The following is a 24706-nucleotide window of genomic DNA, read 5'->3' on the forward strand; positions in this document are numbered from 1 at the left end:
CCTACAAGGCTCCGGCCTGCCGCCGCCTACGCTGTGGCTCTTTGTCGCGGCACTTGGGGATAAGCTTGGTCTCCGATACGGCATGTGGGGGCTGCTGAAACTTGCAGCCCGCCTGGCACTCCAAGCCCGGTGACCTGGGCCCCGCTCTTTTGGCGGCATGCCCTTCGCGACTGTTTTGAACCAGGAGAATCTGATGAAAAAAATGCGCATGCTGGCAACCGCCGCCTTGATCGCCGCCACCCCTTTTGTAGCTTCCACTGCCATGGCCCAAAACCCTGCTCCTGCCGCTTCCAACATCGACAAACGCCCCAGCCTGAACCTGGATGCCGAAGCGACCACCCGCGTGCCGGAAGACACCGCCTGGGCCCAGTTCAGCGTCGAGAAGGAATCCAAGGACCAGGCCCAGGCCCAGCAGCTGGGCAAGACCGCGCTGGCCGATGTGCTGGCCACCGCCAAGAAGTCCCAGACCCTGCAGGTCACGACCGAGAACCTGTTCACCAGCCCCGTCTACAACAAGGATGGCAAGGTCACCAGCTGGCGCACCCAGTTCAATGTGCAGCTGGAGTCGACGGACACGGCCGTGCTCGGCCAGACGATGGCCGCGTTGATGGACAAGGCCCGCCTGACCGGCTCGGGCTTTCGCCTGTCCGATGCCGCTCGCAACAAGGCGCAGGACCAGCTGATCGCCGAAGCTGTCAAGAACTTCAACGCCAAGGCCAAGGTCACCGCCAATGCCATGGGCTATGCGCAGTACGAGTACGACACCATCCACCTGAACCAAAGTGGTACCAGCCAGCCGATGCCACGCATGGGCCGGGGCGTGGCCATGATGAGCAAGATGGAAGACAGCAGCGCCCCCGTGGGCCTGGAGCCGGGCTACACCACGGTGTCGGTCAGCATGTCGGGCGCCGTGCGTTTGATCAAGTAAGCCGCGCTTGCTGAGCTTGGTGGGCCCGCCCATCAGCGCTTAGCCCGCCGCAGAGCCAGGTAATGCCGCGCATTACCTGGCTTTTTTGTATCCCTTCACAAAAAGTGATTAACCACTTACCACCATCAACCACTCCCACACGGCGTAAACATTTGTAGCAATATGGGCACCGTAGCCATCCCCGCTAGCAGGAGTGAAGCATGTCCTCTACGGTTCGCCCTTGGCTGCAGCGCAGCCCCCTGTTTCGCTCTGCGGTGCTGGCCGGCACGATCGCCTTGGCGTCCATCCCAGCGGCGCAGGCCGCCAGCGATTTCACGCCGCTACCGGGAACCTGGATCGTCAGCGCCGAGCAAGATGGCAAGCCTGGCCGGGGCATGGCCATCGATGTGCAAGATGGCGTGCTGGTCATGCAGGTCTACAACTACCGGGCCAATGGCACGGCCACCTTCCACCTGGCCGTCGGCAGCATAGACGGCAACCAGGTGGCGGCCCCACTCAAAAGCTACCGGGGCGGGCGCTATTTCGGCAGCGGGCCGCTGTCAGGTGTGGAGGATGGCGATGCGGGCGAGGTGCGCATCGAGTTCACCAGCGCCACGCAAGCCCAGCTGCGCTTCCCCGGCGAGCCCATGGTAGCGATCCAGCGCTTTCGGTTTGAGAACACCCCGGCTTCTGCGCTGCCCTCCGCATACTGGCTCATGTCCATGCTAGACAGCAGCGGCAAGGCGGTGTACTCGGCCATTGCGCTCAGCGGGCTGGACACCAGCACCGGCCCCGCGATGGCCATGGCGCTGCCCAATGGCACCCAGATCCAGGTCTCCTGCAGCTACAGCGCCACCTTGCAAGGCTTTAACTGCAGCAATGGCAGTGCCACGCCCGCCGTCAGGCTGCAGTTCCAGACGGCGCTCCAGCAGCTGAGCGGTACGGCGCAATTGGACGGCAGCAGCTACCAGTTGGTGGGCCAGCGCATGCTTAGCCCGGATGGCTATGACTCGCTGGTGTTCAGCGACACCACGCCGGTCCCCGCCAGCGGCACCTGGATCGTGACAGGCGAGAAAAATGGCCAGCCCGGGCGCGGCATGGCCATCGATGTGCAGACCGGCACGCTGGTCATGCAGGTCTACAACTACCAGGCCGATGGCAATGCCACCTTCCACCTGGGTGTCGGCGCCTTTGCCAGTGGCCAGGCCAGCGCCCCACTCAAGAGTTACCAGGGCGGCCGCTACTTTGGCAGCGGCCCGCTCAGTGGCACTGAGGCCTCCACGGCCGGCGAGGTGTTCCTGGATTTCAGCTCGCCCACACGCGGCCATATCCGCTTTCCGGGTGAAGGAGCCGTCGCCATCGAGCGCTTCCAGTTTGCGCCCGTCGCGCCAGACCCGGCCAGCCTGCTGGGCCACTGGACCTTCCACGACACGACGAACAAGGAAACCGCCCATGTGGCGCTGACCCAGGTCGATGGCACTGCCGCCACCACGGCCGGCGGCGGCGTGCGCTGCAGTTTTCTGAACCCCTCGACCGGCCAGGTGCGCTGCGTGGAGACCTTCACGATCTCCGGCCGGGGCAGTGTCTACCTCAAGGACTACCGCTTTGTGCTGCAGGCCGATACGGGATCGGGCAAGGCCTTGCAGGCCGGTGAGCTGGCGCGCAGCGATGTGCTGCCCGATGACAGCAGCACGCAGAAAAACTCCTTGCTGGCGCTGCGCACGATGGACCGCCGGGGCATGAAGTTGGGTCTGGGTACGTCCTTCTAGCGCAGGCGCGCGGGGCGCTTCGGTCAGTGCAGCCGCGCCAGGATCAGCACCACGCCGGCCACGGTCAGCAGCGCGCCGGCCATGGCCCCCAAGGTGGGCGGCACCTTGGTCTTCCACCACAACAGCGGCAGCAGCAGGATGGGCGAGACAGAGGACAGCATGCCCACCAGCCCGGCGCTGCCGTACTTGAGGGCGGCGAGGATCAAGGTCATGCCCATGGCCATCGACAAAAAGGCGCTGCCCGCCAGCAATTGCCAGTCGCGCGGCGCCATCACGGCAGTCAGGCGCGCCGGCTTCCAACCCACGAGCAGCATCGCATGAAAGCCAAAGCCGGCCGCCATGCGCACGGCCGATGCGGCCACCGGGTCCACATCGGGGCCCACCACCGGCTTGACCACCAAGGTGCCCAGCGCCTGGCCCAGGGCTGCGATCAGCCCCAGGCCCACGCCCACCGCCAGCCGGCCGCGCGTGGCCTCCAGGCTCGATGCGCTACCGGCGCGCTTGCCAAAGGCAATGGCGCACATCACGCCACTCAGCACCAGCGCGCAGCCCAGCATGGCCACCGCGCCCATGCGCTCGCCCAAAAAGAGCGCCGCCAACACGGCCGACATCATCGAATGGGTGGCAAACAAAATGCCCGAGCGGCGCGGGCCCAGCCGGTTCATGCAGGCAAACAGCACCGTGTCGCCAATGAAGATACCGATAAAGCCCGACAGCACCAGCACGCCCACCAGCGCCAAATTCAGGCTTCCCCAGGTGCCCGCCAAGCTGGCCCAGCCGCCCAGCATCACGGTGGCGAACACCATGCGCCAGCGGGTAAAGGCAAAGGCGCCCATCTTGCGTGCTACGGGGGCAGAGAACAGCGCGGCCAGCGCCCAGCAGGCGGCGGCCAGGACGGCCAGGGATTCAGGGGGAAAAGGAAAAGGCGACACGGCAGGCGGCAAAATGGGGCGCCGGCGGTGCAAGCTGTCTCGCACCATGCTGCGCAGCTGCTCCAACAGCGCTAGGATGCCCATCCAGACACCCCAGCCCCGGCACCCAGGTGCAAGGACGAGCGATTGTAGAGCCCAGCGATGGCCTTTGCGAGCGCGGCCAGTCGCCCGGGCGGCCAACATCCCTATTCACCAGGATTTCAGGACCAGCATGAGCAAGAAACTACGTATCGCGGTATTGGCGGGCGACGGCATTGGCAAGGAAGTGATGCCCGAAGGCATCCGCGTGCTGGAAGCCGCCGCCAAGCGCTTTGACCTGCCGCTGGAGATGCAGCACTTTGACTGGGCGCATTGCGACTACTTTGCCGCCCACGGCCAGATGATGCCCGACGACTGGAAAGCGCAGCTGCAAGGCTTTGACGCGATCCTGTTCGGCGCCGTCGGCTGGCCAGCAACCGTGCCCGACCATGTCTCGCTCTGGGGCTCGCTGCTCAAATTCCGCCGCGAGTTCGACCAGTACATCAACCTGCGCCCGGTGCGTTTGTTTGACGGCGTGCCCTGCCCGCTGGCTGGCCGCAAGCCCGGCGATATCGACTACTACGTGGTGCGCGAGAACACCGAGGGCGAGTACACCGCGCTGGGCGGCATCATGTTCGAAGGCACCGACCGCGAGATGGTGCTGCAAGAGGCCGTCTTCACCCGCAAGGGCGCTGACCGTTTGCTCAAGTTCGCCTTTGACCTGGCCCAAAGCCGCAGCAAAAAGCATGTGACGCTGGCCACCAAGTCCAACGGCATTGCGATCAGCATGCCCTGGTGGGACAAATGTGCCGAAGCCATGGCCCAGAACTACCCGGACGTGGTGCTGGACAAGCAGCACATCGACATCCTGACCGCCCGCTTTGTGCTGCAGCCCGGCCGCTTCGATGTGGTCGCTGCCACCAACCTGTTTGGCGACATCCTGAGCGACCTGGGCCCGGCCACCACCGGCACCATCGGCCTCGCGCCCTCTGCCAACCTGAATCCTGAGCGCAACTTCCCCTCGCTGTTCGAGCCGGTGCATGGCTCGGCGCCCGACATCTACGGCCAGAACATTGCCAACCCCATTGCGATGATCTGGTCGGTGGCGCTGATGCTCGACTTCCTGGGCAACGGCCAGGGCGCCTGGCGCAGCGCGCATGACGCCATCGTCGATGCGATCAGCCAGACCATTCTGAGCGGCCCGCGCACGCCCGACCTGGGCGGCCAGGCCAAGACCCCGGACGTGGGCAAGGCGATTGCACAAGTGCTGGCCTGAACGCCTGCCAGCCCAGGCGGCGCTCGCTGCGCTGGCCAGCGCCCTGCTGGCCTGGGCGCCGCTGGCGCATGCCCGGGGCTATACGCCCCAGGGCCGCTGCGGCGGCTATGACAGAGTCAGCATCGGCAGCCCGGCCGGCACCTGCGTGGCCCTGTTAGCCGATGAACGCGACGGCCTGCGCGCCCCGCGCCGGGTGCTGGAGATCAGCCCCGGGCGCCTGTGGATCATCGACATGGGCAGCTGGATGCCGCGCCAGGGCCGGCTGCTGGAGCTGCGCCTGCCTGCGCCCTCGGCCGCCGCCACACAGCGCCCCCAGGTCCAGGTCCTCGCCGACAAGCTCGACCGGCCCCTCGCCCTGGTACGCGGGCCCGATGCCCAGATCTACATCGGCGAGGCCGGCCGCATCTGGCGCACGCCGGTGCCGGCCGCCGGCCAACCGATCCAGGCGCAAAAGGTGCTGGACCAGCTGCCCGACGACGGCGCCCACCCGCTCAAGGAAATCACGTTCGGGCCTGATGGCAGCCTTTACGTCAACATCGGCTCGCTCACAGACCGCTGCCAGGACGCGCAAGGCGCCCTGCCCCATCCCTGCCCCGAGCGCGGGGCGATGCAGTTTCGGGGCGCCGTATGGCGTGCGGTTCTGCGCAGCCCTGCGCTGCAAGGACAAGCGCCGGTGCAGCAGTTCGCACCCTTTGCGCTGGGCCTGCGCAATTCCGTGGCCCTGGCCACCCTGCCCGACGGCCCCGCTGCTGGCAGCCTGTGGCAGGCCGAAAACAACATCGACTACCGCGACAAGAACGAGCCGCCCGAAGAGCTCAACGAGCTGCTGGAAGGCGCCGACTATGGCTGGCCTTACTGCATAGGCGCTCAGCGCCCGGCGCGCGGCTACGAGCAACGCGCGCGCTGCGCCGCCACCCAGGCGCCGCATATGCGCTGGCCCGCCCATACCGCCCCGCTGCACCTGCTGGCCACCACGCAGGCCAGCCCCTTCCAAGGCCAGTTGCTGGCCGCCTGGCATGGGCCCCAAGGCCACCGCGTCGTGGGCTTTGCGCGCCAGAAAGACGGCAAACCCGGCGGCAAGCCCATCGAATGGCTGGGCCACTGGACGGCCGACGGCAAGACCCGGCCCCTGGGCCGCCCCACGGGCCTGGCACTGAACCATGCCGGCCAGCTGATGGTGGTGGAAGACTACAACCGCACTTTGTTGATGCTGCTGCCCGATACGGCAGGCGCCCCCGCCGCACAGCGCTGACCCGCGCGCTGGCCCGCCTGCCGCCAGCGCGACATCCAGCCGCGCGCCCCGCTTGCCTCTGTTGCGCCCCGGCCTATCATCGGCCCTACTACATCCTTGTTGCGCAGGCCCCTTGACGGGCGCCTCGCGGCCCCCGCGACATGACAGCGCTCAATACCTCCCTGCCTCCAGGCCCCACCCCACCGTCCGGCCTGTATTTCGGCTGGGTGATCGTCGCCGCGTCCACGGTGCTCACCTTGCTCACCGTGGGCATGCGCATGGGGATCGGGCCCTTTATCGTGCCGCTGTCGCAGGACCTGGGGTTCAGCCGCAGCCTGCTGTCATCCATCGTTGCCTTTGGCATGCTGTGCTATGGCCTGGGCATGCCGCTGGCAGGCTGGCTGGTGGCGCGCCAGGGCACGCGGCGGGTGCTGCTGCTGGGCACCGTCATCGTGGTGCTGTCCTGCATCTGGGCGGTCAACGCCCGCACGGCCTGGCTGTTTTTCTGGTCCTATGGCGTGGCGCTGTCGCTGGGCCTGGCCTTCACCAGCCCGGTAGCGGTCACGCCAATGATCAGCAGCTGGTTCATGCGCCAGCGCGGCATGGCGCTGTTCTTTCTGTCCACCGGCTCGATGGCCGGTATTGCGGTGATGACGCCGGTCTTCACTTTCACGATTGCGCGCTGGGGCTGGCAGCACACCCTGCTGGGCTTTGCGCTGGTGTTTGCGCTGATCGTCAGCGCCATGGCGCTGTGGGTGGTGCGCGATGACGCGCCCGAGCACACCGACCTGACCCCGGCCGAACAAGCTGCCCGCCAGGAGCGCCTGCGCGCCATGGCCGGCCAGCCCGCCGCGCCCACCTTGGGTTTTGCGCAGGCCGTGGCCACTGCGCCTTTCTGGCAGATCTTTCTGGGCCTGTTTGCCTGCGGCTTCAGCATGAACCTGCTGGGCACGCATGGCGTGCCCATGCTGATGGACCATGGCTTTGATGCCGGCAGCAGCGCCGGCGGCATTGGCCTCATTGGCCTGGTCGCCATCTTCAGCACCTTGGGTCTGGGCAAGCTGTCGGACATGGTGCCGCGCCGCTACATCCTGGCCGTCATCTACCTGGTGCGGGGCCTGGGCTTTGTCGGGCTGGTCGCCGTCATCCACCACTGGCAGCTCTATGCCGTGGCCGCCCTGGGCGGCATTGTCTGGGCCGGCTCGATTGCCGCGTCTTCGGCCATTTTGGGCGACCTCTACGGCATCAAGCTGGTGGGCATGCTCTACGGCTGCGCCTACCTGGGCCACCAGATTGGCGCCATGATCAGCAGCTGGCTGGGCGGCTGGGCCTATGAGCAGTTCGGCACCCACTGGATTGCCTTTGGCGCCGCCGCCGTGCTGCTGGTGCTGGCCGCTGGCGTATCGCTGCTGCTGCCCACGCGGCTGGCAGCCAACGCGCGTTAAGGCTGTATCGGCATCAGTCGATCTTCAGCTTGGTGGCCTGCGCCACTTCAGCCCAGCGCTTGATCTCGCTGTTAAAGAAGCGCTGAAAGCTGGCGGGGGAATTGGGCGCCGGCGGCAGCATAAAGCCATTGCTCTGGTACTTGGCCCGCACATCGGGGTTGGCATTCAGCGCGCGGTTGATGGCCTTGTTGACGGTCTCCACCACCTGGGCCGGTGTACCGGCGGGCGCAAACACGCCAAACCAGGCGGCGACCTCAAAGCCGGGCACGCCGGACTCGGCGACGGTCGGGATATCCGAGGCGAAACCCACGCGCTCTGCAGTCGTCACCGCCAGGCCCTTGAGCTTGCCGGCGCGGATCTGCGCGAGCAGCGGCGGCAGGTTGTCCATCATCGAATCCACCTGCCCGCCCAGCAGGTCCGACACCGCCGGGCCGCTGCCCCGGTAGGGCACATGCAGGATGCTGGTCCCCGTCTTGAGCTTGAACAGCTCGCAGCCCAGATGGGCCGACGAGCCACTGCCGGGCGACGCGCAGGTCAGCTTGTCCGGGTGCTGCTTGCCATAGGCGATGTACTCGGCCACCGAGTTGACCGGCAGCTTGGCGCTCACGGCCAGAATATTGGGCACCACATTGAGCTGGGCCACCGGTACCAGGTCCTTGCCGGCATCAAAGGCCAGCTTGGTGTAGAGGCCCTGGTTAATCGCCGTGGAGATGGATCCCACAAACAAGGTATAGCCATCGGCTGGCGCACGCACCACATATTCGGCACCGATATTGCTGTTGGCGCCTGGGCGGTTTTCGACGATGAAGGACTGGCCCAGGTCCTTGCCCAGCGCGTCCGCCATCAGCCGCGCACCAATATCGGTGGCACCGCCGGGCGCATAGCCCACGACCAGTTTGACGGGCTTGCTGGGGTAGCCAGCAGTTTGTGCATGTGCTGCAGGCATCACGGCCCATGCAGCGGCCAGGGCCAGTACGGCCTTGCTTGGTTTCATCATTTTTGTCTCCTTGATGGCAAATGGGTGCAGCGCGTTTAACGCTGACTGGGGGGCAGCGAAAAATCGCCCTGAATGCGCAAATAGTCCGCTGTCAGCTCCTGCGGGCGGTTGACACCCAGCAGCGCCAGGTTGGTCATCAGCTCCTGGCGGAACAGCTGCACCGCGTGCGCAATGCCCGCCTCGCCGGCCACGGCCGCACCAAACAGCTGGGGCCGGCCGGTGAAGACCAGGTCAGCGCCCAGCGCGATGGCCTTGAGCACATCGCTGCCCCGGCGAAAGCCGCCGTCGATGAACACCGGGTAGCCGGCAGGCACGGCCTGCCGAATCTCGGGCAGCGCCTGCAAGGGGGAGATGCAGGCATCGAGCTGGCGCCCGCCATGGGTGGAGACGATGACCGCATCGGCGCCATGGGCCACGGCGAGCCTGGCGTCCTCCGGGTGCATGACACCCTTGAGCACCAGCTTGCCCTTCCAGGCTGCGCGTATCTGGTCTATGCAGTCCCAGTCGAGCTGGTCGCGCTCGCCCCGAAAGCCATGGGGCGGGTCGGCAGTGATGGCCGGCCCCGCCTCATGGGCCAGGTTGGCGAACCGGGGCACGCCCTGGCTGAGGACCGTGCGCAGGAACACATCGCAGCTCCAGCGCGGGTGGCGCAGTCCGTCGAGCAACAAGGTCCAGCTGGGGCGAAACGGCACGGTAAAGCGCAGGCGCTGCAGGTTCTCGCGGTTGGCGCCCACGCAGGTGTCGATGGTGACCACCAGCACGGGGATCTGGGCCTTTTCGAGGCGCTGCAGCAGCGGCAGGATGCGCGCCATATTGCCCGGCAGGTAGGCTTGGTACCAGCAGCGCTGGCCATGGGCGCTTTGCAGTTGCTCCAAGGGCACGGTCGATGCGCCGCTGATGATGAAGGGCAGCGCCTGTGCCTGCGCCACCTTGGCCAGCGCCGCGTCGCAGTCCTTCATCACGATGGCAGCAAAGCCGGTGGGCGCAAAGCCCATCGGCAGCGAATAGGTCTGGCCCCACAAGGTGGTGGCCGTGCTGCGCCGGGCCACATGGCGCAGGCCACGCGGCACAAAGCCAAGGCGCGAGAAGGCCTGCAGGCTTTGCTGCAGCGATACGCCGTCTTCCGTGCCGCCGCAGACATAGCCGCGCACACAAGCAGGCAAGCGCCAGCGGGCAGCGCGTTCCAGATCGGCAATCGAGAGGTAGTGGTGCAGCGCGGCCATGTGCGCAGTCTCCGTCGTTGTTCTTGTTGAACCACGCATTGTTCGCAAGGCCGGGCTGCTGGGCAAACGAAATTAAATGATCGGGCTATTCCAAAATTTCATGCAGAGGGCGCGCTGGCATGCGCCTGCGCCAGCACCCAATCGACAAAATGGCGGATCTTGGGCAAGGCCGCGCAGTGGCTGGCGTGCGCCACATAGTAGGCGCCATCGCTGGGCTGGACAAAGGGCCAGGGCTGCACCAGGCTGCCCCGGGCCAGCGCCTGCTCGGCAAACATGCGCGGCATGATGGCCAAGCCAATGCCTTCTTGCGCGGCCTGCAGGCACATCGAGAAAGTGTCAAAGCGCGGGCCCCGGTAGGCATCGAACGGCACAAAGCCCTGGCTACCAAACCAGTCGCGCCAGATCTCGGGCCGAAAGGAGCACTGGATCAGCGGCAGCTGCTCCAGCTCAGCGAGCGACGCCAGGCCATTAACGGGCAGGATCTCTGGCGCACAAACGACTGCCACATCGGCCTCGAACAGGCGGTGGCAGTCCGCACCCGGCAGGCTGCCTTCGCCATAGAACAGCGAGACGTCGATGCGCGCCTGCATCAGGTCAAAAGGCCGGGCATCGCCCTTGGTGACAACCTGGATATGCGGGTAGGCCTGCATGAATTGCCGCAGGCGCGGAATCAACCAGGTGATGCCAAAGGTGGGCTGCACGGCAATCGCCAGCGTTTCGTCCGCCTCGCCATAGCCCATCACATAGCGGGCCGAGGCATCGACCTGGTTCAGGATGCTGCGCACCTCGCCCAGGTACATGCGGCCGGCCGGCGTCAGTGCCAGCCCGCGCGCCGAGCGGTGGAACAGCGCCTGGCAGACGGTGGCTTCGAGCTGGGCGATCTGCTTGCTGATCGCGCTCTGGGTCAAGAACAAATCCTGGGCCGCCAAGGTAAAGCTCATGTGGCGCGCCACGGCCTCAAAGCACTGCAGCGCCATCATCGACGGCATGACGCGTTTTTGCATCTCAGGCCACTCCCTTGCGTGCGCGCTGCTGGGCCAGCTCCTGGTCAAGAATGCTGCCCAGGTGCTGGAGCAGCACACGGGCCTGGGCCTCAGGGCGGCGCTGGCTGACGAGGATCAGCGGCGCCGCCAGGCCGGGCGCAGCACTCAGCCGCCGGTAGGCCAGCCCGTCGCCGCGCAGCTGCTGCAGCGAGGCCGGCACAATGCTCAGGCCCAGGCCTGCGGCCACCAGGCTCAGGGTGGCGGTCAGGCGCGGGGCCTCTTGCACCACCTGCGGATGAAAGCCCGCGCCCACGCAGGCGGCCACAATGCCATCGTGCAGGCCGGGGCCCGCAGGCCGCTTGTACAGCACCAGCGGCTGGCCCCGCAGCTGCGCCAGCGGCAAGGCGCGTTTGGACTGCATCAGCGCATGCCCGGCCGGCCCGGCCACCACCATCGGCTCACTGAGCAAAAGGCGGCTGCTGAGGCTGGGCTGCGCCTCCCAGGCCGAGCGCACCAGCGCGGCATGCAGGCGCTGCGCCAGCAGCGCCTCGAGCAGCTCGCCCGAGCCCGCCTCCTCCAGGGTGACCTTCACGCGCGGCCACTGGGCCCTAAAGGCCCGCAGCACCTGTGCCACCAAGGGGTGGAGCGCTGCCGAGCTGGTAAAGCCAATGGCCACATGGCCGAGCCCGCCCTGGGCGGCATCCTGCACCAGGCCGGCCATGGCCTCCACCCGGGCCAGCACCATGCGCGCCTCCTGCACCAGCGCCAGGCCAGCCGCGGTGGGCCGCATGCCTCGGGGCAGCCGCTCCATCAACGGCGTGCCCATCTCCGCCTCCAACTGCTGCAGCAAGCGCGTCAGCGGCGGCTGCTGCATGCCCAGCTGCTGCGCAGCCCGGGTCAGGTTGCCACATTCGGCAATGCAGACCAGGGCCTTCAAATGTCTCAGCTCCATCCAGCAATACCTCAAAAGTATGGATAAGGTTTTTATAGCGTATTTGTCAGCATGGGTAAAGCGCACTACAGTGCCCAGCACCACACAAGGAGAACCCCATGACCTGGTCCGCCCAGCATTACAGCCAGTTTGAAGCCGAACGCACCCGTCCCGTGCGCGATCTGGTAGCCGCCATTCCGAACACCGAGGTGCAGACCGCGATCGACCTGGGCTGCGGCCCCGGCAACTCCACCGAGGTGCTGCAGGCGCGCTACACCGAAGCGGCCGTGACCGGCCTGGACAATGACGAGGACATGCTGCGCGCCGCGCGCGAGCGCCTGCCGCAGACGCCGTTTGCGCTGGCCGACATTGGCCACTGGCAGGCAGCGCTGGCCGTCGATGTGATCCTGGCCAATGCCAGCCTGCAGTGGCTGCCCGACCATGCCCGCCTCTACCCGCAGTTGCTGCAGCAACTGCGCGCTGGCGGCAGCCTGGCGGTGCAGACGCCCGACAACCTGCAAGAGCCCGCCCATGTGCTGGCGCGCGAGGTGGCCGCGCAAGGCCCCTGGGCCTCACGCATCGGTGCGGTGCGCCACCCGGACCGCCACAGCCTGGACTGGTACTACGCGCTGCTGCAGCCGCTGTGCCGCCGAGTCGATGCCTGGCGCACCACCTATATGCACCCGCTGGCCAACCACGAGGCGGTGGTGGAATGGTTCAAGGGCTCGGCGCTGCGCCCGTTCTTGGCGCAGCTCGATGCACCGGAGAAGACGCAGTTCCTGGCCGACTACCTGGCCGCCATCCGCCAGGCCTACCCGGCGCTGCCCAGCGGCACGGTGCTGCTGCCGTTCCCGCGAATCTTTATCGTGGCAACCCGTTGATTCGAGCCTTGGGCACTAAGCCTTGGGCAACTGCGGCGACGTGACCAGGTCGTCCAGACTCAAGCCCTTTTCGCGCAGCAGCGCTTCGAGCAGGGGCTTGAGTTGGCCCAGGCTCTCGTCCACCGCTTCGCGAACGGTGTCGACGACGACCTGGGTGCTGCGCTCGATCTCGATGTTCAGGCGGTCACCAGCGCGCTTGTCGCCAAACACGGTCATGCGCAAGGTCTCGGGAATCAGCCAGACCTCGAACCAGCCTTCCTGGCGATTCACCTCAGCAACGGTCAGGCTGGCGCCATTGATGGCGATATAGCCCTTGGCAAACACATAGCGGCGAAAAGCCTCGGGTACCGCCACGCGCATCACATGGTTGTTGTCGAACTGGCGCACCTGCGCCAGGGTGCCGGTAAAGTCCACATGGCCCGACAGCGGGTGGCCGCCAATCTCGGCGCCATCCTTGGCTGCGCGCTCCACATTCACCGGCGAGCCCAGTTCCAGCGCGCCCAAGGTGGTGATGTTCAGGCTTTGCTGCATCACATCAAAGCGGGCATGGCTGGCGTCCAGCAGCTCGGTCACCGTGAGGCACACGCCGTCGTGCGAGACACTCGCTCCTATCGCCAGGTCTTCACAAAAGCCCTCGGGAAAGGCCACGGTAAAGCTCCGCAGCCCCGGTTGGTCGTCGATCGCGCTGATGCGCGCCACTGCCTGAATAATGCCGGTAAACACAGCCCACTCCTTACGGCGCTGGCCAGCCTTGGCCAGCTGCTCACTCAAAAAAACAAAACCCGCCCGCCGCCCCTGGATTGGATGGCTCTGAGCGGGCTGGAAGCTATTGAAAGGCGCGGGATCAGGACCCTGCCACCTTCATGCGGTTGACCAAGATGCTGCCCAAGGTCTTGGAGCCGGCGTTGTACTCGTCGGCACCCACGGCCTCGATGCCCTTGAACATGTCCTTGAGGTTGCCGGCAATCGTGATCTCCTCGACCGGGAAGGCGATCTGGCCGTTTTCGACCCAGAAGCCGCTGGCGCCGCGCGAGTAGTCGCCGGTGACCGGGTTCACGCCCTGGCCCATCAGCTCGATCACAAACAGGCCCGTGCCCAGCTTTTGCAGCATGGCATTGAGGTCGTCCGAAGGGCGCGTCTTGGTCGAGTAGAAATGCAGGTTGTGGGCACCGCCGGCATTGCCGGTGGTGCGCATGCTCAGCTTGCGGGCCGAATAGGTGGACAGGAAATAACCGGCCACCTTGCCGTCCTCGATCACCGAGCGCTTGGCCACGCGCACGCCTTCGTCGTCATAAGGCGCGCTGCCCTTGCCGCCGATGATGAACGGGTCTTCGATCAGCTGGATGTGCTTGGGGAACACCTTCTTGCCCAGCGAATGCAGCAAGAAGGAGCTGCGGCGGTAGAGCGCGCCACCGCTGATGGCCTGCACCAGCGAGCCCACCAGGCCGGCAGCCAGCGGTGCATCGAACAGCACCGGGCATTCGGTGGTGGCAATCTTGCGTGCGCCCAGGCGCGACAGCGCCCGTTCGGCAGCGTAGCGGCCCACGACGGCCGGATCGGCCAGGTCGCCCGCACGGCGCATGCTGCTGTACCAGGCATCGCGCTGCATGTCAGCACCCTTGCCGGCAATCGGCGCGACCGACAGGCTGTGGCGCGAGCTGGCATAGCCGCCGGCAAAACCATTGGTATGGGCGCTGTAGAAATGGCTTTGCTGGGCCGAGACACCGGCGCCTTCGCTGTTGGTGATGCGCTTGTCGGTGGCAAAGGCCGCTGCCTCGCATTGCAGCGCCAATTGGGCCGCCGCTTCGCTGTCAATGGCCCAAGGATGGAATAGCTCGAGCGCACGGTGCTCGGCTGCTGGCACAATGTCGGCTGCGTCGGGCAGACCTGCGATAGGGTCCTCGGCGGTGAAGCGTGCAATGTCATAGGCCGCCTGCACGGTGCGCTGCACTGCTTGGGCAGAGAAATCAGACGTGCTGGCGTTGCCACGGCGTTTGCCCAGATAGACCGTCACCCCCAGTGATTTGTCCCGGTTGCGCTCCACCGTCTCTAGCTCGCCTTTGCGCACACTCACCGACAGACCGGAGCCTTCGGAGGCGTCGGCCCCGGCGTCGCTGGCCCCCAGTTTTTTGGCATGCAAGAGCGCCTGCTCGACGAGATCTTTGAAAAATGCGCGGCTGTAGCTGAAGCCGGACTCAGCCTTGGCATCGCCTTGGCTGTTAGAGCTGGATACGGATTTATTCATACTGCCCGCTATGATACTGATAACCGCCATCGCCCAGGCACTGCGCCGGGCGATGGCCTTTTGAACAAAAGCATTTAACCATGTCACGCAAACCCAAAAAAGGCTATTTCGTTCGCGGCAAGTTCGTGGCCGAAGGCAGCGAGCTCGATATCGAACTCAAGGCCGAGCTCAAAGGCACGACCGAGTCGAGCAAATCCGACCTGAAAAAGGAGATGGATGAGCTGCAAGACCTGGGCAAAGAGCTGCTGACCTTGCGCAGCGATCTCTTCAAGCGCCTGGATTTGCCCGAGATTCTGGCCAACGCGTTGGCCGAAGCCAAGCGCATCACCAATTTCGAGGGCAAGCGCCGCCAGATGCAGTACATCGGCAAGCTGATGCGCAAGCTCGAAGACAGCGAAGTTGCCGCCATCAATGCCGCACTGTCCGAGCAAAAGGAAGGCTCCAGCCTGGAAAAGGCTCTGCTGCATGCGGCCGAGCAGTGGCGCGACCGCATGATCGTCAGCGACGATGCCGTCGCCCAGTGGATCAACGAGGCTCCCGATACCGACATTCAGCAGCTGCGCTCGCTGGTGCGCCAGGCCCGCAAGGACATGCCCGGCGCCCATGAGGCCAATGTGCAGGAATCGACCGGCCAGGCGCCCCGCAAGGGCCGCGCCTACCGTGAGCTGTTCCAGCTGGTGCGCGACCATGTGATGGCCGCCCACAGCGCCAGCCGCAGCAGCGCCGATGCGCCCGAAGACGGCGATGACGACGATGACCAGGCCTGATGGCAGCGCAAGGGATAAGGCCATGAGCAACACCTACGACAGCGTCAAGATTGGCCTGGTCTCCATCAGCGACCGCGCCAGCACCGGCGTTTACGAAGACAAGGGCCTTCCTGCGCTGCAGGACTGGCTGGGCCGCGCGCTGCGCAACCCGCTGCAGTACGAGACCCGCCTGATTGCCGACGAAGAGGCACTGATCAGCCAGACCCTCATCGAGCTGGTGGACGCGGGCTGCGCGCTGGTGCTGACCACCGGCGGCACCGGCCCCGCGCCGCGCGATGTGACGCCCGAAGCGACCCTGGCCGTGGCCGACAAGGTGATGCCCGGCTTTGGCGAGCAAATGCGCCAGATCAGCCTGCAGTTTGTGCCCACCGCGATTTTGTCGCGCCAGGTGGCCGTCATCCGGGGCAGCAGCCTGGTCATCAACCTGCCCGGCCAGCCCAAGGCGATTGCCCAGACCTTGGAGGGGCTCAAGGACGCCGATGGCCAGCAGCAGGTGCCCGGCATCTTTGCTGCCGTGCCCTACTGCGTGGACCTGATTGGCGGCCCCTATCTGCAGACCGATGAAGCGGTCTGCAAGGCATTTCGCCCCAAGGGCGCCGAGCGCCCCAGCGCGGGCTAAACGCTCAACAACGCCGATACCCCGCCCAGAGCGCGAAATGTGTACACAGTTTCGCGCTCTTTGCATTGCAGCCGGCCAATGTCCCAGCTCTTTGCGGCGGCGCCGCCAGCTGGCACAGGCTGCGGCATTTTTTGGTTAAATGCTTGCTTGCCACTTTGCCGCTCCCCTCTTCTGAGAGGCGGTGGTTCTTCATTTCGGCGCCTTAGCCCCCACCCGCTTCTTCCTCCATCCAAGCCTTTGCCCCGCAGTGCCAGGCAGCGCTTGCTGTGATTGCGGCCCAGGGCAGCGCCCAGCGCCCCATGCAAAAGTCACCCGTTACGCTCACCTTGCTGTTTGCCCTGTGCACCATGATTGGTCCGCTGGGCATCGATACCTACCTGCCCTCTTTCCATGCCATCGGGCAGGAATTTGGCGCCACGCCGATAGCGGTGCAGCAGACGCTGAGCGTCTACGTCTTTGCGATGGCCAGCACCATGCTGTTCTACGGCACGCTCAGCGACACCTTTGGCCGCCGCCGCGTGCTGATGGTCTCGGCCATCGGCTATTGCATCACCTCGCTGGCAGCGGCCTTTGCCGGCTCGATCGAATCGCTGGTGCTGATGCGCCTGGTGCAGGGCCTGTGCGCCGGCTCGGGCATGGTCATCGTGCGCGCCATGGTGCAGGACCAGCACCAGGGAGCAGAGGCGCAGCGCATGATGGCGCTGGTGATGATGGTGTTTGGCCTGGCCCCTGCGCTGGCGCCCGTGCTGGGCGGCTGGCTGCAAAGCCATGGTGGCTGGCGCTACAGCTTCTATTTCCTCTCGGGCTTTGGCGCGCTGCTGGCACTGCTGATCTGGCGCCAGCTGCCCGAGACGCTGCCGCCCGAGCGCCGCACGCCTTTGAAGCTGCGCGTCATTGCCGGCAACTACCTGCAGGCGCTGCGCAACCGCAAATTCCGCACCATGCTCATCGGCCTGGCGCTGATGGCCGGTGCCAACTCCATCTACATCAGCTCCGCTGCCGAGTTTGTGATGACCATCCTGGGCAAGGACGAAACTGCGCTGGGCTGGCTGTTCATCCCGCTGATCGCCGGCACCATGCTGGGCTCGGCCGTCTCTAGCCTCTTTGCCCGCCGCATTCCGCCCACCGTGCAAAAACGCATCGGCTATGCCTGCCTGCTCATCGCCTGCGCCAGCAACCTGCTCTACAACAGCCTGACGCAACAGCCCAGCGTCCCTTGGGCCGTCCTGCCGATCACGCTCTACACCTTTGGCATCTCGCAGCTGATGCCCATCCTGACCCTGGAAGCCATGGGCCATTTCCCCCAGATGCGCGGCCTGGCCTCGTCTCTGCAGGGCTTTAGCCAGATGATGGTCTTCACCATCATCTCGGGCCTCGTGGCGCCGCAGCTCTTTCACAGCGGCCTGTTGCTGGCGCTGGGCCTGGCGGTGACGGTGCTGCTGGGGATGGCGGTGTTTGCCTGGGCATCGCGCATGCCGGATGCACGGGGGCTGGGGCAGGTGGTTTGAGTTCCGTCTTCGGCGATCAAAAGATTGCGCTACCAGCTCTGCGCATAGGGATGCACATCGTGGGCCCAGCTGATGCCAAGCGCGGCCATCTCCATCAGCAAATCGGGCGGCAACACGATAGCGTAGTTGCGCGCGCTGAAGCTGCTGATCTGTAACACCAAGCGCCCACCTTGACCCTGCAATAGAAGCAGAAAATGCTTATGTGGACGCAGCAGCTCAAGCACTGCAGAAATAGCGTCCTCAGCAGCATCGTCGGAGGACATATATTCGCCCCGCTTGAATGGATCGGCGCTCCAATAGCTTTCAGCGTGAATGCCACCAAGAAGACGCCCCTTGGGCGTTTTGCGCGGCTGCCCCGCCATGCAGAAATGCGTGGGCTCCAGCCCCAGTGTCTCGGTGACTATCTGCGGGTCAATGCTTGGATGCCAAATTCGGAAATCCAGCTTGTAGGAATAAAGTTGCATCTGATCCATATCATCAAAATCAGCTAGCAATCTAGCCGACTTTGCGACGCATCGGAAGTGTCCTAACGCACTCTACCGCTTGCTCCATGCCTGCGCTTGGAAAAAACCGCCAGGGCACCCGAAGGCGCCACTGGCGGTCAACTACCCATCAAAGACTCGCTATCAGAGCCGCGCCTTGCGCTTGCGGCGCCAGGCCAGCAAGCCCATGCCACCTGACAGCAGCGCCAGCGCTGCATGGCCCAAGGTAGGCACGGGGGTGGCGGTAGCGCCAGGGGTGCCAGGGTTGCCTGGGTCATCGGCGAGCACGGCCACACCACCCGGATCGCGGATGACGCCATTGGCCAGCAGGTCGTCATCGCCGGTCTGGCCGTCGGTGAGAGTCAGGACGACCTTGTTGCCGCTGATCGTGGCGTTGGGGTAGGCATACCAGTGGTCCTGGTTGTTGTCGGCGGTCTTGCCAAACTTGTAGTACTTGGCATTGGCCGGCAGCGCCTGCGGGTAGGTCATCTCCACCGTGGCGCTCTGGCCTGGCTGGCCGCCGGTCAGCTGCAGGCTGACGACGCCAAACGGAAAGCTCAGACCACTGGGCGCGGCCGCTGCCGGGCTTACGGCAACCGCCTGCGCGGCATCAAAGGCCCACAGGCCCGTGCCGCCGCCTTGCACGGTGGCTTGCATCTCGCCGTCCTTGCCGATGGGGGTCAGGGATGCGCTGGCGGGCTTGGCCGCAAAGTCAAAACGCACTTGGCACTGCGCTGCAATCGTGCCGGTGGTGTAGGCCGTTTGGTCGGCATTCCATTGGCCAGCCGGGCAGGTGCTGTCTGCCGCCAGGCCCACCAGCTGGTAGCCCGGTTGGGGCACCACGGCGCAGGTGCTGGTCTGGCCGGGCACTGCGCTGCTGCAGCTCACATTACCGGCAGCGGGTGCATTGGGTGTGCCCACCACGCCATCGCTGCCATCGCCCACCACCAGGGTCAGCGGCTGGCCCATGATCACATAGCTGTAGATGGCATCCATCTGGTAGCGATAGCCGGGCATGACGATGGCCGTGCCTGCGCTGCTGAAGCTGAGGCCTCCTTTGCCATCGGGCACTGCCGTAGCGGTACCACCCAGGTACACCAGCTCGGTGGCGGTAGCATCGCTTTGCGCACGCAGTTGGGTGGTCAGGGTCACACCCAGGCTCAGCGGCTCGTTCAAGGCCAGTGCGGCCGTTTGCGGCTTGGCAGCGATCTCGACCGGGAAGTTGCTGGCCAGGTAGGCGTGGTCGGTGGTGATGCCGTTGGTGCCCCAGCTGTAGTACTTGTAGAAGTCAGTGGCCGTATTCACGGTCCATGGCCAGAAGGTCACGCCCCGGTGCTTGGCCGCTTCCATCGTGCTTTGACGAATGGCGGTGTAGCTGGGGTTGAAGGTCGAGGAGTTGGCCTGGGTGGCCTCAAGCACATTGCGCACGCTGGCGGGGACATCTGCGCTGTCGGCAATGCTGTTGAGGAAGCCGCCGGTCAGCTCGGGCATTTGCTCGCCGCTGCGCTTGAGCTGGTCGGCAATGAAGGAGATCGCAACCGACTGGTCGGCCACCCCCTCTTCGGCCATTTCCTTCTTGAGCTGGGCAATGATGCGCGGGTTGCTGCTCTTGAGCTCGATCACATGGGTGATGGGCTTGTCCTTGAACGCCTGGAAGTACTCACGCATCGTGGGCACCTGGTAGCCCTTGGTCTTGGTGGCCAGCGCCTTGACCTGCGCGAGGCTCATGTCCTCCACATTGCCCGTGCCATTGGTGGTGCGATTGACGGTGTCGTCATGCATGATGACCAGGTGGTCGTCGGTGGTGATGTAGATGTCGTTTTCCACGGCATCGGCACCGGCAGCCACTGCCGCCTTGGCGCTTTCCAGCGTGTTTTCGTCCTCGCGGCTAGGCATGCCACGGTGGCCGATGACCAGCGGCTTGCGCAGCAAGGTGTTGGTGGGCAGCTTGCGCAGCACATCGGCGTAGGCGGCGCTGTTGGCAGAGACGACGCCGTTGACACCGCTGACCAGCACCTTCGCTGCTTGCTCGGGGGTTGCGGCCTCGGCATTGCTCCACACCGTGATCAGCAGGCGCTGCAGATGGGCGACAAACGCGCGGGTTGTCAGGCCCTCGGGCAGGATCGCGATCTTGGCGCCCGCCCGGTTGGTCTCGCCCACGATGGTCAACAGATCGGCCTTGGACGTGGTCAGCTTGCGCTCGCTGAAATCCACCGCCGTGCGCAGTTTGGGCAGCGCCACACGGGCCTGCTTGAGCAATGCCACATCGCTGGACAGCAAGGTCAGGTCGGCGAGATTGTGCACCTGGTCGGAGAAGGTCACCAGCGCGTTCAGGGTCGCTGCATCCTGGATGCGCAACAGCGCAATGGTGTTGCGGTTGGACTGGGCAAAGTAGGCCGCCAGCGTGCCGACGTTGGCACCGCTGGCATCAAGCAGATTGAGGCTGCTGTCCAGCGTCCACAGCGCATGGCTGGCGCCGGTGCCAGCCAGCGATTGCAGGCCTTGGGCCGCCTGTACCAGGGTGGGTGCCATTGCCGCTGCGCTGCCGGCGTCCTGCACGGCCACGGGCATATCGAACTCAGGCAGCGGCGTGATCTGCTCGGTCACCTTGATGCTTTTGACACGCATGATGAGGCCGGCCGTCTGCATGCCGATGCCGCCCTTGGCCAGGTCGGCGCTCAGCATGGTGTCGTGCTGCAAGGCGCCATCGAGGTACTGGCGCACCCGGTTGCCATGGACCACCACGCTGGCGGTGTAGGTCTTCGCGGCGCTGATCGCCTCGGTGAACGGCTTGGTACCCTGCACCGACCAGGCGCCGGCCTTGCGGAATGCAAACTCGGTGCCGTTATTGGCCGTAGCCGCCTGGCGAATCGCGAACTGGTAGTAAGGCTCGTGGGCTGGGGTATTGGCAGCGGGCGAGGTGCGGTACATCACGCTACCCCAGCGAGCGGTGTTGTTGGGCTGCTCGAAGCTGAACTCCACATCCACGCGGTAGTTGGATAGATTTTCCAGCGCTACTGGCAAGAGCACGGCCGTCATCGCGGTGCTATCGGCCTTGCCGTTGATCAGAAGATGGCCGGTGCTGGCATCGATAGTCACCGTGCCCTTGTTCCAGCTTGCGGTGCGCCAGCCATCAGGCAGCTTGGTCGCTGCCGGGTCGTTGAACACATGCGAGGCATAGACCTGGCCTTGCGGGTCAGCAGAGGCCAGCTTGGCCTCCAGCGCCTGGCCAGCGGGGGTCTGCAAGGCCAGGTCTGCCGCTGTCGTGGTTTGTGTGGTGAGGATGAGCAAAGAGGCCATGGCGGCCACAAGGGGTAAGCGTCGCATAGGGATCCCAAAAGAAAGGCGGAAGTGTTGCAACGGCGGGTGACATCCTGATGAAAAAAATTTGACACCCCCACTCTCAAGCCAGCATGCCCTGCGGACAAAAATATCTATGTGTTATTTGGTATGCATTTGTATTTATCTAACTCTCAAATATCTACCTGGTCGGGCGGGCCGGTAACGTGGGTGACAAACGCGCTGGGCTGCGCCCGTTTTCACCCTGTCGCCATCTGGCATCTGCTCTTAGCATGGGTGTTGCAAAACCAAAGCAACCCATAACAAAGGAGTCTCATATGCCCACCCCAACCTCCCTGCGCTTTCGGCCCACGCTCAGCGCCTGTGCCCTCGCCTGCTGCGCGATCACCGGAACGGCCCAGGCACAGGCCCCAGCGCCGGTGCGCCTGGGTTTCCTGACGGATATGTCCAGCCAGTATTCGGACGGCGATGGCAAAGGCGGCGCAACCGCCATCCAGATGGCCATTGAAGACTTTGGCGGCAAGCTGCTGGGCCGCCCGATTGAGCTCTTGTCGGCCGACCACCAGAACAAGGCCGATATCGCCTCGACCAAATCGCGCGAATGGGTCGACACCCAGGATGTCCAGCTGCTGATTGCCGGCACCAATACGGCGACGGCGCTGGCGATGGGCCAGGTGGCCAATGAGAAAAAACGCGTGCTGCTGATCAATGGCGCCTACTCCTCCAACCTGACGGGCAGCCAGTGCTCGCCGTACTGGGTGCACTACAACAGCGACACCACGGCCATTGCGCGCGGCACGGGCCGTGCAGTGTCCGAGCAAGGCGCCAAGACCTGGGCGCTCTTGGTAGCCGACTACACCTTTGGCCACACCCTGGAAGCCGATGTGACGCAGGTGGTGCAGGCCCAGGGCGGCCAGATCGTCAAATCGGTGCGCGCGCCTTTTCATGCGAACGATTTTTCGTCCTACCTGGTGCAGGTGCAGGCCAGCAAGGCCGAGATCCTGGGCTTTGCCAATGCCGGTGGTGACTTCATGAACGCGCTCAAGGCCGCGCGCGAGTTTGGCATCACCCCCAAGATGAAGCCCGTGGCGCTGATGGTGTTTGCCAACGAGGTCGAGAGCCTGGGCCTCAAGCTCGCCGGTGGTCTGATGTTCACCGACAGCTGGTACTGGGACCGCTCGCCCGAGGCCCGCGCCTGGACCGACCGCTACTACGCCCGCACCAAGAAAATGCCCACCTCGCTGCAGGCCTCCGACTACTCCTCGGCGATGAGCTACTTCAAGGCCGTGGAAAAGGCGCAGAGCCTGGACGCGGACAAGGTGATGCAGACGCTCAAATCGATGCCGCTCAACGACATGTTCGGCAAGGGCAAGATCGAGCCCAATGGCCGCTATGTGCACGACATGTACCTGCTGCAGGTCAAGACGCCTGAGGAGTCCAAGGGCAAGCATGATTCGTTCAAGCTGATCAAGGCGCTGCCGGGCGAGACGCTGTTTGCCAGCAAGCAAGAGGCCCAGTGCCCGATCTGGAAGTAAGCGACTGAACTGGGAAAGCAGCCTGCAGGCGGGCTGCGCCAATCCTTGGCAGGGTTTGAGGGATAAGGGTTAGCCCTATATTTGAGGGCTATCTAACCCTTTGCTTGCGCCTGGTCAGAATGGGGGCATGCGCTGCGCCCCAAGCTGGCAGGACTCTTGCTTGCCCTTTTCCCATGACCCGATACCGCCTCTTTGCCAGCGCAGGCTTTGCGCGCGTGAGCCAACTGACCTCCGACAAATTCCGCTGGGCGCTCAAGACCGGCTCATCCGGCCATTCCTGGCTGGAGGATGGCATTGCGATGGCGGTCGGCATCTTGCTGATCTCCACCGCCTTGGTGCTGTACAAGAGCGCGGGGCTGCTGACCGGCGGCATTGCCGGCATTGCGCTGCTGGGGCACTACGCCACCGGCACCGATCTGGGCCTGCTGTTCTTCTGCCTGAATTTGCCGTTCTACTGGCTGGCTGCCAAGCGCATGGGCACTGCCTTTGTGGTCAAGACCTTTATCGCGGTAGTGGCCACGTCCTGGCTCACCGAGCTGCTGCCAGCGCTATTGGCCATCTCCTATGTGTCCCAGCCGCTGGCTGGCATCCTTGGCGGTGTGCTGCTGGGCACAGGCTTTTTGATTCTGTTCCGCCACCGGGTCAGCCTGGGCGGCTTTGGCATTCTGGTGCTCTACCTGCAGGAGCGCCATGGCTGGTCGGCTGGCAAGGTGCAGATGGGCCTGGACTGCCTCATCGTGGCGTTCGCGCTGTGGCTGGTTCCGGCCGTGTCGGTCGCCTGGTCGATTGCAGGCGCCGTGATCCTGAACCTGATCGTCGCGATGAACCACCGCAAGGACCGCTATATCGCGGTCTGATTCGGCCGTTGAGCCGCTTTAGTCAAACCCGCGCATCTGCGCCCAGTCGCCAAAGGGTGCGCGGTCGGCACGCAGGCTGTTGATCGGCGCCGTCAGGTCTTCATAGCCCAGCGCAATGCCATAGGCCACGCGGTAAGGCTCTGGCGCCTTGAGCACCCGCTCCACTGTGTCGCCATAGCGGCGCCAGTAGCCCTGGGCACAGGTGGCCAGGCCGCGCTCGGTGGCCAGCAGCATGAGGGACTGCAGGTAAATGCCCAGGTCCACCCACTGCGCATAACCCATGCGCTCGTCGGCAAATACCAGCAGGCCCACCGGGGCGCCAAAGAAGCGGCCGTTTTTGGCCAGCTGCTCCAGGCGCGCGGCCTTGTCCTCGCGCGGAATGTCGATAGTCTTGTACAGGTCCTCACCGTTCTTGAAGCGGCGCGTGCGATACGGCTCCCAGAGATTGGGCGGGTAGGTGTAGTTGTTGCCGCCTTCGGGCAGCGGCTGCGCATCTGCAATGGCATCGGTCAGTTCATGCAGCGCATGGCCCGCCAGCGCCACCACCCGCCAGGGCTGCAGGTTGCCGCCCGATGCCGCCTGGGCCGCATCGGCGATCAGGCTATGCACGGCTTGGGCAGAGGGAGCTTTGGGCAAAAAGGCGCGCACCGAGCGGCGCTCTTGCATGGCTTGCGTGACGTTCATGGCAAAGGGCTTTCTGGCGTTGAAAGAGGCTGGCAGATGGCAGTCCGCAGTTTAGTGCAGCGCAGCAAATGTTGCTGACACCGAGGCGCCAATGCGGCCACCGGGTGGTGGCCGCA

The 24706-nt window shown here is 65.0% G+C and carries 21 protein-coding genes; 11 read left to right on the top strand and 10 right to left on the bottom strand.

Annotated features, from left to right (window positions below; genetic code table 11):
* The first annotated feature begins 193 nt into the window (after positions 1-193).
* Complete coding sequence (locus F0Q04_RS18455; RefSeq protein WP_165841181.1) at positions 194-928, top strand: SIMPL domain-containing protein; 735 nt, start codon at positions 194-196, stop codon at positions 926-928.
* A 200-nt stretch (positions 929-1128) separates the two neighbouring features.
* Positions 1129-2676 (top strand): hypothetical protein, encoded by a 1548-nt coding sequence (locus F0Q04_RS18460; protein WP_182342842.1) that lies wholly within the window; start codon positions 1129-1131, stop codon positions 2674-2676.
* 23 nt (positions 2677-2699) lie between these two features.
* On the opposite strand, the gene F0Q04_RS18465 is transcribed toward F0Q04_RS18460, so the two are convergent.
* Positions 2700-3608, bottom strand: coding sequence for a DMT family transporter (locus F0Q04_RS18465; RefSeq protein ID WP_232539395.1), 909 nt, complete (start codon positions 3606-3608; stop codon positions 2700-2702).
* Between the two features lie 211 nt (positions 3609-3819).
* Between F0Q04_RS18465 and F0Q04_RS18470 the strand changes: the two genes are divergently transcribed.
* The 3 genes from F0Q04_RS18470 to F0Q04_RS18480 all read left to right on the top strand — a co-directional run bounded on the left by F0Q04_RS18470 (position 3820) and on the right by F0Q04_RS18480 (position 7578).
* On the top strand, positions 3820-4902 hold the full coding sequence (locus tag F0Q04_RS18470; protein WP_116925931.1) for a tartrate dehydrogenase: 1083 nt from the start codon (positions 3820-3822) through the stop codon (positions 4900-4902).
* Positions 4883-6154 carry a PQQ-dependent sugar dehydrogenase gene (locus tag F0Q04_RS18475; protein WP_232539396.1) on the top strand — a complete coding sequence of 424 codons (1272 nt, stop codon included), beginning with the start codon at positions 4883-4885 and terminating at the stop codon, positions 6152-6154. The genes F0Q04_RS18470 and F0Q04_RS18475 overlap by 20 nt, the downstream gene beginning before the upstream one ends.
* 140 nt (positions 6155-6294) lie before the next feature.
* Positions 6295-7578: an MFS transporter gene (locus F0Q04_RS18480; protein ID WP_182342844.1), complete on the top strand. Its 1284-nt coding sequence runs from the start codon at positions 6295-6297 to the stop codon at positions 7576-7578.
* Between the two features lie 13 nt (positions 7579-7591).
* Here the strand turns inward: F0Q04_RS18480 and F0Q04_RS18485 are convergent, their stop codons facing one another.
* From F0Q04_RS18485 to F0Q04_RS18500, 4 genes are all read right to left on the bottom strand, one after another.
* On the bottom strand, positions 7592-8575 hold the full coding sequence (locus tag F0Q04_RS18485) for a Bug family tripartite tricarboxylate transporter substrate binding protein (protein WP_420093963.1): 984 nt from the start codon (positions 8573-8575) through the stop codon (positions 7592-7594).
* A gap of 35 nt (positions 8576-8610) precedes the next feature.
* Positions 8611-9798 carry an alpha-hydroxy acid oxidase gene (locus F0Q04_RS18490; protein WP_182342846.1) on the bottom strand — a complete coding sequence of 396 codons (1188 nt, stop codon included), beginning with the start codon at positions 9796-9798 and terminating at the stop codon, positions 8611-8613.
* A 98-nt stretch (positions 9799-9896) separates the two neighbouring features.
* Positions 9897-10802 (bottom strand): LysR substrate-binding domain-containing protein, encoded by a 906-nt coding sequence (locus F0Q04_RS18495; RefSeq protein ID WP_182342848.1) that lies wholly within the window; start codon positions 10800-10802, stop codon positions 9897-9899.
* 1 nt (position 10803) lies between these two features.
* The gene (locus tag F0Q04_RS18500) at positions 10804-11733 is read right to left on the bottom strand and encodes a LysR family transcriptional regulator (RefSeq protein WP_182342851.1); all 930 of its coding nucleotides are present in this window, start codon (positions 11731-11733) and stop codon (positions 10804-10806) included.
* Positions 11734-11831: 98 nt separating this feature from the next.
* On the opposite strand from F0Q04_RS18500, the gene tam reads away from it, so the two are divergent.
* Positions 11832-12593, top strand: coding sequence for a trans-aconitate 2-methyltransferase (gene tam, locus F0Q04_RS18505; RefSeq protein ID WP_182342853.1), 762 nt, complete (start codon positions 11832-11834; stop codon positions 12591-12593).
* 15 nt (positions 12594-12608) lie between these two features.
* On the opposite strand, the gene F0Q04_RS18510 is transcribed toward tam, so the two are convergent.
* Both F0Q04_RS18510 and pmbA read right to left on the bottom strand, forming a co-directional pair.
* Complete coding sequence (locus tag F0Q04_RS18510) at positions 12609-13316, bottom strand: riboflavin synthase subunit alpha (protein WP_182342855.1); 708 nt, start codon at positions 13314-13316, stop codon at positions 12609-12611.
* A gap of 121 nt (positions 13317-13437) precedes the next feature.
* Complete coding sequence (gene pmbA / locus F0Q04_RS18515; protein ID WP_182342857.1) at positions 13438-14838, bottom strand: metalloprotease PmbA; 1401 nt, start codon at positions 14836-14838, stop codon at positions 13438-13440.
* Positions 14839-14918: 80 nt separating this feature from the next.
* On the opposite strand from pmbA, the gene yjgA reads away from it, so the two are divergent.
* The 3 genes from yjgA (at position 14919) to F0Q04_RS18530 (ending at position 17732) form a co-directional block, all read left to right on the top strand.
* The gene (yjgA, locus tag F0Q04_RS18520; RefSeq protein WP_116925925.1) at positions 14919-15605 is read left to right on the top strand and encodes a ribosome biogenesis factor YjgA; all 687 of its coding nucleotides are present in this window, start codon (positions 14919-14921) and stop codon (positions 15603-15605) included.
* 22 nt (positions 15606-15627) lie between these two features.
* Complete coding sequence (gene mog / locus F0Q04_RS18525) at positions 15628-16224, top strand: molybdopterin adenylyltransferase (RefSeq protein ID WP_116925924.1); 597 nt, start codon at positions 15628-15630, stop codon at positions 16222-16224.
* Between the two features lie 299 nt (positions 16225-16523).
* The gene (locus F0Q04_RS18530; RefSeq protein ID WP_182342859.1) at positions 16524-17732 is read left to right on the top strand and encodes a multidrug effflux MFS transporter; all 1209 of its coding nucleotides are present in this window, start codon (positions 16524-16526) and stop codon (positions 17730-17732) included.
* 29 nt (positions 17733-17761) lie between these two features.
* On the opposite strand, the gene F0Q04_RS18535 is transcribed toward F0Q04_RS18530, so the two are convergent.
* Both F0Q04_RS18535 and F0Q04_RS18540 read right to left on the bottom strand, forming a co-directional pair.
* Positions 17762-18196: a DUF4279 domain-containing protein gene (locus F0Q04_RS18535; RefSeq protein ID WP_182342861.1), complete on the bottom strand. Its 435-nt coding sequence runs from the start codon at positions 18194-18196 to the stop codon at positions 17762-17764.
* Between the two features lie 162 nt (positions 18197-18358).
* Entirely contained in the window at positions 18359-21514 is a 3156-nt protein-coding gene (locus F0Q04_RS18540) for an IPTL-CTERM sorting domain-containing protein (protein WP_182342863.1), read from the bottom strand.
* A gap of 317 nt (positions 21515-21831) precedes the next feature.
* Between F0Q04_RS18540 and F0Q04_RS18545 the strand changes: the two genes are divergently transcribed.
* Positions 21832-23049 (top strand): ABC transporter substrate-binding protein, encoded by a 1218-nt coding sequence (locus F0Q04_RS18545; RefSeq protein ID WP_182342865.1) that lies wholly within the window; start codon positions 21832-21834, stop codon positions 23047-23049.
* Positions 23050-23222: 173 nt separating this feature from the next.
* A complete protein-coding gene (locus F0Q04_RS18550; RefSeq protein ID WP_116925921.1) occupies positions 23223-23906 on the top strand; it encodes a YitT family protein in 684 nt (227 codons plus the stop codon).
* An 18-nt stretch (positions 23907-23924) separates the two neighbouring features.
* Here F0Q04_RS18550 and F0Q04_RS18555 read toward each other — a convergent pair whose 3' ends face one another.
* Positions 23925-24590, bottom strand: coding sequence for a nitroreductase (locus tag F0Q04_RS18555; protein WP_116925920.1), 666 nt, complete (start codon positions 24588-24590; stop codon positions 23925-23927).
* Between the last annotated feature and the right edge of the window lie 116 nt (positions 24591-24706).

The organism is Comamonas koreensis (genome assembly GCF_014076495.1).
Lineage (GTDB): Bacteria > Pseudomonadota > Gammaproteobacteria > Burkholderiales > Burkholderiaceae_C > Comamonas > Comamonas squillarum.

Coding starts and splice junctions, on each gene's coding strand:
- F0Q04_RS18540 (WP_182342863.1), bottom strand. CDS start 21,514: ATGGCCTCTTTGCTCATCCTCACCACACAAACCACGACAGCGGCAGAC.
- F0Q04_RS18480 (WP_182342844.1), top strand. CDS start 6,295: ATGACAGCGCTCAATACCTCCCTGCCTCCAGGCCCCACCCCACCGTCC.
- F0Q04_RS18530 (WP_182342859.1), top strand. CDS start 16,524: ATGCAAAAGTCACCCGTTACGCTCACCTTGCTGTTTGCCCTGTGCACC.
- pmbA (WP_182342857.1), bottom strand. CDS start 14,838: ATGAATAAATCCGTATCCAGCTCTAACAGCCAAGGCGATGCCAAGGCT.
- F0Q04_RS18535 (WP_182342861.1), bottom strand. CDS start 18,196: ATGCAACTTTATTCCTACAAGCTGGATTTCCGAATTTGGCATCCAAGC.
- F0Q04_RS18495 (WP_182342848.1), bottom strand. CDS start 10,802: ATGCAAAAACGCGTCATGCCGTCGATGATGGCGCTGCAGTGCTTTGAG.
- F0Q04_RS18550 (WP_116925921.1), top strand. CDS start 23,223: ATGACCCGATACCGCCTCTTTGCCAGCGCAGGCTTTGCGCGCGTGAGC.
- F0Q04_RS18555 (WP_116925920.1), bottom strand. CDS start 24,590: ATGAACGTCACGCAAGCCATGCAAGAGCGCCGCTCGGTGCGCGCCTTT.
- yjgA (WP_116925925.1), top strand. CDS start 14,919: ATGTCACGCAAACCCAAAAAAGGCTATTTCGTTCGCGGCAAGTTCGTG.
- tam (WP_182342853.1), top strand. CDS start 11,832: ATGACCTGGTCCGCCCAGCATTACAGCCAGTTTGAAGCCGAACGCACC.
- F0Q04_RS18470 (WP_116925931.1), top strand. CDS start 3,820: ATGAGCAAGAAACTACGTATCGCGGTATTGGCGGGCGACGGCATTGGC.
- mog (WP_116925924.1), top strand. CDS start 15,628: ATGAGCAACACCTACGACAGCGTCAAGATTGGCCTGGTCTCCATCAGC.
- F0Q04_RS18460 (WP_182342842.1), top strand. CDS start 1,129: ATGTCCTCTACGGTTCGCCCTTGGCTGCAGCGCAGCCCCCTGTTTCGC.
- F0Q04_RS18455 (WP_165841181.1), top strand. CDS start 194: ATGAAAAAAATGCGCATGCTGGCAACCGCCGCCTTGATCGCCGCCACC.
- F0Q04_RS18490 (WP_182342846.1), bottom strand. CDS start 9,798: ATGGCCGCGCTGCACCACTACCTCTCGATTGCCGATCTGGAACGCGCT.
- F0Q04_RS18500 (WP_182342851.1), bottom strand. CDS start 11,733: ATGGAGCTGAGACATTTGAAGGCCCTGGTCTGCATTGCCGAATGTGGC.
- F0Q04_RS18545 (WP_182342865.1), top strand. CDS start 21,832: ATGCCCACCCCAACCTCCCTGCGCTTTCGGCCCACGCTCAGCGCCTGT.
- F0Q04_RS18485 (WP_420093963.1), bottom strand. CDS start 8,575: ATGATGAAACCAAGCAAGGCCGTACTGGCCCTGGCCGCTGCATGGGCC.